Here is a 7,326-nt window from a genome sequence, read left to right on the forward strand (position 1 = left end):
GGCACAGTAATGGGAAGTGTTATAGGTGGTTACATAGTAGGACAAGCCTCACAATTCGTACTGGATGCTTTAATTGACGATGATTCCATTCAAACAATGGAGACGTTAAAGCTGATTTTTGCTGAAAATATTGAAGAATTAGAGCTAGATCACAACGAACTCAACTATTTAACACGAAAAATTTTTTACACGAAAAATTTATCCACACTGCTCAAGCAAATTTATGTTGCAGCGGATCAAGATGAATTTATTGAAAGTCTTATGGAGCCTTATATAAATGCCATTCTTAAGGCACGTCCACGTATAAAGGATATAGGCCGATTTGTGGAGCTAAATACAGTAGGGTAAAAGTGCATCGAATGTATTTTTCAAATTTTAGTTAGTGTTAACAAGGTTGTTGGATTCAAAATTTTTAATGGTCATATAAAGGATTCTTGTGCAATTATAATTTTGGTTAATTGTAGAATTAAGTTAGCCACCTATCTATAGACAAAAATATGCCACCATAAAATTTCTTGTATCATTGAAGTTGTCAGCCTTACAATGAGAGGCAGTTTTATAGTGGCACACATCGAGTCATGAATTACAAAAAGCAGTCATTCATAGTGAAGGACTGCTTTTTGTTTTGTATTTTAGTAGAAAAACGGTTAAATGTACTCACCGAACCTATCTGACCGCCAAGAGTGGATAGTATGGCGTTCCTTTTCAAATACTTTTTCAAGATAAATCATAGTGGTTTCAATTTTCTCATGTCCTAATGATCTCATGATGGAATACAAGTCAACTTTGTTGTGTGTAAAGATAATCGCGAATGCTTGCCTGAAAATATGATGAGTTATCCTAAGTGTAGATTGCGATAAGTTTAGCTTTTTTGTATTCCCCATGTACTTACTTACATCTTGAGATAGGTAGGAAGGTGAATACGCTTTACGTTTGTTTGTAGTAAATAAAGATTCATCCTGTGAGGCTAGATGGATTGGGAGAGCCTTTTATTTCAAATGTTTGTGTTTTCCCCATGGTATTCCAACTTTCTAGAAAATCAGCTAGCCTGTAGTAGGTGAATGTATTTCATACTAACGCAGTTATCTGAATAGTTCTTGTAAATGAAATAAAATAGTGAGCAACTTTCATTTGCTACTTATATATTCACTGCAAACAGTAGCTCAATTCATTGACTATATACCACGCGGGGTATATAGTTTAGGTAGGTTATTTTGTCTATGAAAGGATGATCGAATTGGGAAAGAAAATCGTAGTAATCGGTGGAGTAGCCGGGGGAGCTTCCACAGCAGCTAGAATCAGACGGATAGATGAACAAGCTGAAATTATCATGTTCGAAAAAGGGCCACATGTATCGTTTTCAAATTGCTCTCTTCCATTTTATTTGAGCGGAATTGTGGAAAGTAGCGAGAAACTGGTGCTGATGAACCCAACTGCATTCAAATCAAAATACAATATTGAGGCTCGTGTGCAGTCTGAAGTTATCTCCATCAATCGTAATGACAAAACAGTAACAGTGATAAATAATGCAACTGACGAAACATATGAAGAAAGTTACGACCACTTGGTATTATCACCAGGAGCCAGTCCAATTGTACCGAATTTGGAAGGTGTACGTTCACCGCATGTGTTTACCGTGCGAAATGTAGAAGATATCGAGCGCTTGAATAACTATGTGCAGACAAAAGATATTGAAAATATAGCGGTTGTCGGCGGTGGTTTCATTGGAGTGGAAGTTGCTGAGAACTTGAAGCTGGCGGGGCGCAATGTTTCACTGATCGAATTTGCCAATCAAATCATGATGCCGTTTGATTACGATATGGTACAGATTCTGCATAAAGAAATGGTTGATCAAGGTGTTGAAGTGATAGTGGAAGATGGTCTGGCTGCTATTTCAGACACTGGTGTGAAATTGAACTCAGGGAAAGTGATAGAAGCGCAGGCAGTCATTTTGGCGATTGGAGTCCGTCCCGAAACGAAGCTTGCCAAAGAGGCTGGACTGGAAATAGGGGAACTTGGCGGTATTAAAGTGGATGCAAATTATCGCACAAGTGATTCTTCTATTTATGCAGTTGGTGATGCAATCGAGGTCTATCATCAGTTGACACGTAAACCTGCGCGCCTAGCATTAGCCGGACCTGCGCAGCGTCAGGCTCGTGCGGCGGCTGACCATATGTATGGGATCCCTCATCAGAATAAAGGAGTAATCGGTTCGTCGAGCATCCAGATCTTTGATTTGGCAGCAGCATCTACCGGTCTGAATGAAAAAATGGCAAAGCAGGCGGGGATACAGTCTGACAGTGTATATATCATCGCATCGGATAAAGTTGGTTTGATGCCAAACAGCAATCCGCTTCATTTTAAGCTGGTATTTGAAGTGCCAACCGGGAAAGTTCTTGGAGCACAGGCAATCGGAAAAGGAAATGCGGATAAGCGAATTGATGTCATCGCCACTCTTATTACGATGGGGGGTACGTTAGAAGATCTGAAAGAACTCGAGCTGACGTATTCACCGATGTACAGTACGGCAAAAGATGTCGTGAACCTGGCTGCACTAGTGGCCTTGAATGTGCTTTACGGACGCTATAATCAAGTTCATGTCTCCGAAGTGCGAGATTTAGTAGAGCAGGGAGCCGTGTTTATTGATGTGCGCGAGCCGAATGAATTTGCAAATGGTCATCTGCTGAATGCAGTCAATATTCCATTGAGTGAATTGCGGGGGCGTATGGGAGAAGTTCCGAAGGATGTTCCTGTATACGTACATTGCCGATCTGGACAGCGCAGCTATAATGCGGTGATGGCATTGCAGAACAGTGGTTATGGTAATGTGGTGAATGTGTCGGGTTCATTTTTAGGGATATGCCTGTATGAGTATTTTAATGATGTGAAGACAGGTCGGGAACCGATTGTAACGAAGTATAATTTTAAGTAATCTATAGGAGCCCCTTTATGCTTGCATAAAGGGGCTCCTATTCATATGTTGAAAACAAGTAGAAATTATCATAACAGCATGACTAATTGGTTAGGATGAAGTCGATACGGTATAATTAAAAAAACACGAAAAAGGAATGATGAAAATGAGTAGTGATAGAGAATTAACGTCGGAACAATCTGTAGAACTCTTATCCACGTTGAAAACTCGTTTTGATAAAAATATGCATCTCCATCCAGGTATTGATTGGACTATAGTGCAGAAAAAACTTGAAGCGAACCTGGACAAACTCTGGAGCCTCAATGAAATGGAGAATACAGGCGGCGAACCGGATGTTGTCGAGTATGATCAGATAGCAGATGAGTTTATTTTTTATGACTGTTCTGCGGAGACCCCTAAAGGCCGCAGAAGTATTTGCTTTGATCATGAAGCCTTGGAATCCAGGAAGAAAAACAAGCCTGAAAACAGCGCAGCGAATATGGCTGCTGAGATGGGTATTGAAATATTGACGGAAGAACAGTATCGAAAGCTGCAGAAATTGGACAGCTTTGATTTGAAGACATCTAGCTGGGTACACACTCCTTCAGATATTAGGGAACAGGGTGGTGCGCTATTCTGTGACCGGCGCTTCGGGCATATTTTCTTATATCATAATGGAGCAGAATCCTATTATGCCGCAAGAGGTTTTCGCGGCTTGCTTAGAGTGTAATTTATAAGCCTACCACGCCATGAGTTAAGAAAGGTAAAGCAATTGCCTTTCTCACTCATGGCTATTTTACGTAATAAATATGGCGCATGAATACCCTTTAGATTATCTATAAACTGACTAACAATTCATCATAGGCTTCAATATTTTCGCTACTCACTACTCAATTCCTGCAACTGACAGCGGAAAAACTACCACTCACTTGAATTGGTGAGAAATTTCCTTCGTTCTTTCGTATACTGAAAATACAAGAACTACGAAAGGAGGAGAAGTTGAAGTTGATAGTGGACGCTAAGAATATTCAGAAGTCTTATGGAGCGCAGTGCGTGCCCAAAGGTGTGGAGTTTAGTTTTAAGCTAAAGAAAATGAAGTTGTGGCGGTCATTGGAAAAAACGGTGCTGGAAAATCAACGTTTTTAGAAATGCTCTTGACTCTCGCAAAACCTGACGCTGGTACCATCTATTTATTCGGCAAAGAGCTGTACAGTCTCAACAATAGTGAAAGGGAACGATTGAGGAGAGAGATTTCGGTAGTTCTGCAGCCAACTCAGTTTTATAAGACCAGGGAAGTCATAGAACTGCTAAAGCTGTTTCGCGCGTATTACAAATCAGACATGGACATTGCGCTGGTAATGAAGAAGTTTCATCTGGAACCGTACCGCAATGTGTATTTCGATAAGTTGTCGGGTGGCTCAACTTTTGATCTACTCAACTTCATGAATGCCTATTTATATTTCAAAGCAATGATTGCAGTACTCCTCGACTTTTCAGTTGCAATTTATTCATTCTTCACAAAACAAAACAGTGCGCTAGTCTTTTCCATTGTCATTTTTCAACTCGTCATGATGTCGGGTGGCTTTACAATGCCAGTGGAGATGATGCCGACATTTGTGCAAACGATAGCTAATTTCAATGTTATTTATCATATGAATCAATTGTTTATTGCCATCTGGAATGGAAAGTTGGAATGGACGGACGATACATCGATTTCATTTGGATTCATAGTCATCATATTTTTTAGCAGTCTGTTGGTTCTTCGGCTGCGTCACATAAAGTATTGCTGACATATTTTTTGAAAACGTTTACACTATGGTCGGGAGGGATTTCTCAAAATGAAAGTTTCATTGAGTATAGATAGTGCGATAAAAGAGACGACCGTTATAATTGAATGTAAGGAATTGGATCCAACCATCCAAGAAATTTTAGATTTCCTAAATGGCCAAGAGCTTGATTTTATTGTGGGAAAAGATGGGGACATGCAGCATATTTTGAAACCGGCAGACGTTCATTATTTTCACGCAACAAAAGATGGGGTAGCTGCAGTTACAGTGAACGGTTCCTTTTTAGTTAAGGAAAAGCTATATGAACTGGAATCTATATTACCGTCAAGTCGTTTTATACGGCTGTCCAAATCGGTCGTAGCCAATCTCTATGAATTAAGCCGTTTCGAAGCTTCTTTTAATGGAACGCTCGCTGTTTATTTTAAATCAGGCGTAAAAGAATACGTTACTCGAACATATGTCAATGGCATAAAACAAGCACTCAAAATGAATAGGAGGAACGACGAATGAAAACCTTATTATTTCGAAGTATTATTGGTATTTTCTTCGGTGGCTTTCTCGTTGTGCTTATTACAACGGCTATTATATTAACAAATGATCTGGAAACACTGAACGCTGCGAAATTTATTAAAAGTGCGATAGGTACCATCTTTTGCGGTTGGTTCTTCAGTGTCACACCTCTCTATTTTGAAAAGGAAAATTGGTCATTACTTAGGCAAACAATGTATCATTTCATAACAGTGCTGATCCTATACTTTATTACAGCGTTTGCTCTTGGTTGGGTCATCTTTACACTAAAAAGTTTTTTCACATTTACAAGTATGTTTCTAGGATTATATGCAGCCAGTTGGGTCGGTTTTTATTGGTATTATACGAATGAAGCAAAGAAGATGAATGAAGAGTTGGATGAGTTATAGAGGGAGTTTTATTTTTCAAATTTAATAAGAGTAAAGAGGAATCCTTTCAGAACTATCAACATTTCTGAAGGGTTCTTCTCTTTAATGGCATGAAGTTATTTTATATACAGAGCAATGTAGTTGATTGATTGTCAGTTTATAGTTAAACTGATAATCAATACTTATCTGCTCTTTTGAAGGGAGGCGTGTCAATGAATAATAAATCAATTCGACTGGACTTAATGATTTGGTTTCGCATATCACGTATTTACAATCAAAGTATCCGATTGTCTAATCAACATTTAAAGAAGTGGGGACTTACAGCTGCACAATTCGATGTACTTGTACAGGTAGGTATGCATGATAAAATTTCACAGCAAGAATTAGGCGAAAAGCTTTTTGTGACAAAAGGCAATATTACGCAGCTCCTTCAGAAAATGGAGCGTATGGATCTGATTGAAAGAGAACAGGACTGGAAAACGAAATATATTTCACTTACAGATCAAGGCAGAACATTATTCACGGAAGTAGTGCCGGTTCAGGAAGAATTCCAATCAAGTCATTTTCAGAACTTAACTACAGAAGAGAAAAAACTATTGAATGAGTTATTGAAGAAACTAAAATCCGAGGAGGAATAAAGATGGAAATCAAAGGGATACACCATGTGTCAGCAATTACAGCAAATGCAAAAGAAAATCTGCACTTCTATACAGCTATTTTAGGTATGCGGTTAGTAAAGAAAACCGTCAATCAAGATGCACCGTCCATGTATCATTTATTTTATGCCGATGAAAAAGGCAATCCAGGAACTGACTTGACGTTTTTTGAAATCCCACGCGCTGGGCAAACTTACCAGGGGACGAACAGTATCTCTGTTACCTCTCTGCGCGTGCCAAATGATCAGGCATTGGATTACTGGAAATCACGCTTTGAAGAAATGAATGTCTCGCATGGTGAAATTAAAGAGCAAGCGGGCAGGATGACGTTATCATTTACTGATTTTGAAGCACAGCGGCTAGTATTAGTGTCTGATGAAAACAATGAGGGCGTAAAAGCAGGTACGCCTTGGCATCAAAGTCCAGTTCCAAAAGAGTTTGGCATCACGGGACTCGGGCCTTCCCGTCTGACTGTTGGAAATATAGCCGGAACTGCTTCATTACTGACTGAAACTTTCGGGTTCCGTAAAAAAGGGCAATATCCTTCAGATGAGACAGGGAAGCCAGACATTTTGGTCTTTGAAACTGGCGAAGGAGGATCCGGTGCTGAGATTCACTTAGAAGAAAGAACAGATCTTCCTTCAGAACGACCTGGCCGTGGCAGTGTTCACCATATTGCACTGCGTGTCGATAACGAGGAAGAATTATTGCAATGGATCAATAGGCTGAATCAAAACGGCATAATGAATTCGAGCTTTGTTGATCGTTTTTATTTCCGCTCGGTTTATTTGAAAGATCCAAATAATATTACAATTGAATTAGCAACAGATGGACCAGGTTTTGATTCGGATGAACCATTGGAGAGTCTGGGGGAGAGTTTGGCACTACCTCCATTTTTAGAAAACCGTCGTGAAGAAATCGAACGGCGTTTAAAGCCTTTATAAATGAATGGGGATACAGCAATGGAACATACTTCTTATCCTGTAGAGAATGTACAAGGCATGTTGATCCTATTTCATGGAAGTGGAGATGAACATACTCTGCTTCCGATTTCGAAAGAGCTATCAGATAATATG

Annotated in this window: 9 protein-coding genes; 8 read left to right on the top strand and 1 reads right to left on the bottom strand. The window is 39.5% G+C overall.

Annotation, left to right across the window (positions count from 1 at the left end; genetic code table 11):
• A partial coding sequence (locus Q1J64_RS13080; RefSeq protein WP_301109529.1) for a hypothetical protein occupies positions 1-348 on the top strand: 348 nt, incomplete at its 5' end.
• A 299-nt stretch (positions 349-647) separates the two neighbouring features.
• Here Q1J64_RS13080 and Q1J64_RS13085 read toward each other — a convergent pair.
• Positions 648-977 (bottom strand): tyrosine-type recombinase/integrase, encoded by a 330-nt coding sequence (locus Q1J64_RS13085; RefSeq protein WP_301109537.1) that lies wholly within the window; start codon positions 975-977, stop codon positions 648-650.
• Positions 978-1,228: 251 nt separating this feature from the next.
• Between Q1J64_RS13085 and Q1J64_RS13090 the strand changes: the two genes are divergently transcribed.
• The 7 genes from Q1J64_RS13090 (at position 1,229) to Q1J64_RS13120 (ending at position 7,194) form a co-directional block, all read left to right on the top strand.
• Positions 1,229-2,932, top strand: a complete 1,704-nt coding sequence (locus Q1J64_RS13090) for an FAD-dependent oxidoreductase (protein ID WP_483315985.1) — start codon at positions 1,229-1,231, stop codon at positions 2,930-2,932.
• A 139-nt stretch (positions 2,933-3,071) separates the two neighbouring features.
• Entirely contained in the window at positions 3,072-3,641 is a 570-nt protein-coding gene (locus tag Q1J64_RS13095; RefSeq protein ID WP_301109538.1) for a DUF4256 domain-containing protein, read from the top strand.
• A 370-nt stretch (positions 3,642-4,011) separates the two neighbouring features.
• Positions 4,012-4,701: an ATP-binding cassette domain-containing protein gene (locus Q1J64_RS13100; protein WP_301109531.1), complete on the top strand. Its 690-nt coding sequence runs from the start codon at positions 4,012-4,014 to the stop codon at positions 4,699-4,701.
• 48 nt (positions 4,702-4,749) lie between these two features.
• The gene (locus Q1J64_RS13105) at positions 4,750-5,208 is read left to right on the top strand and encodes a LytTR family DNA-binding domain-containing protein (RefSeq protein WP_301109532.1); all 459 of its coding nucleotides are present in this window, start codon (positions 4,750-4,752) and stop codon (positions 5,206-5,208) included.
• Positions 5,205-5,615, top strand: coding sequence for a DUF3021 domain-containing protein (locus tag Q1J64_RS13110; RefSeq protein ID WP_301109533.1), 411 nt, complete (start codon positions 5,205-5,207; stop codon positions 5,613-5,615). The genes Q1J64_RS13105 and Q1J64_RS13110 overlap by 4 nt, the downstream gene beginning before the upstream one ends.
• Positions 5,616-5,806: 191 nt before the next feature.
• Entirely contained in the window at positions 5,807-6,232 is a 426-nt protein-coding gene (locus Q1J64_RS13115; protein ID WP_301109534.1) for a MarR family winged helix-turn-helix transcriptional regulator, read from the top strand.
• Positions 6,233-6,234: 2 nt separating this feature from the next.
• On the top strand, positions 6,235-7,194 hold the full coding sequence (locus Q1J64_RS13120; RefSeq protein ID WP_301109535.1) for a ring-cleaving dioxygenase: 960 nt from the start codon (positions 6,235-6,237) through the stop codon (positions 7,192-7,194).
• The last annotated feature ends 132 nt before the right edge of the window (positions 7,195-7,326 follow it).

The organism is Sporosarcina sp., from assembly GCF_029257255.1.
Lineage (GTDB): Bacteria > Bacillota > Bacilli > Bacillales_A > Planococcaceae > Sporosarcina.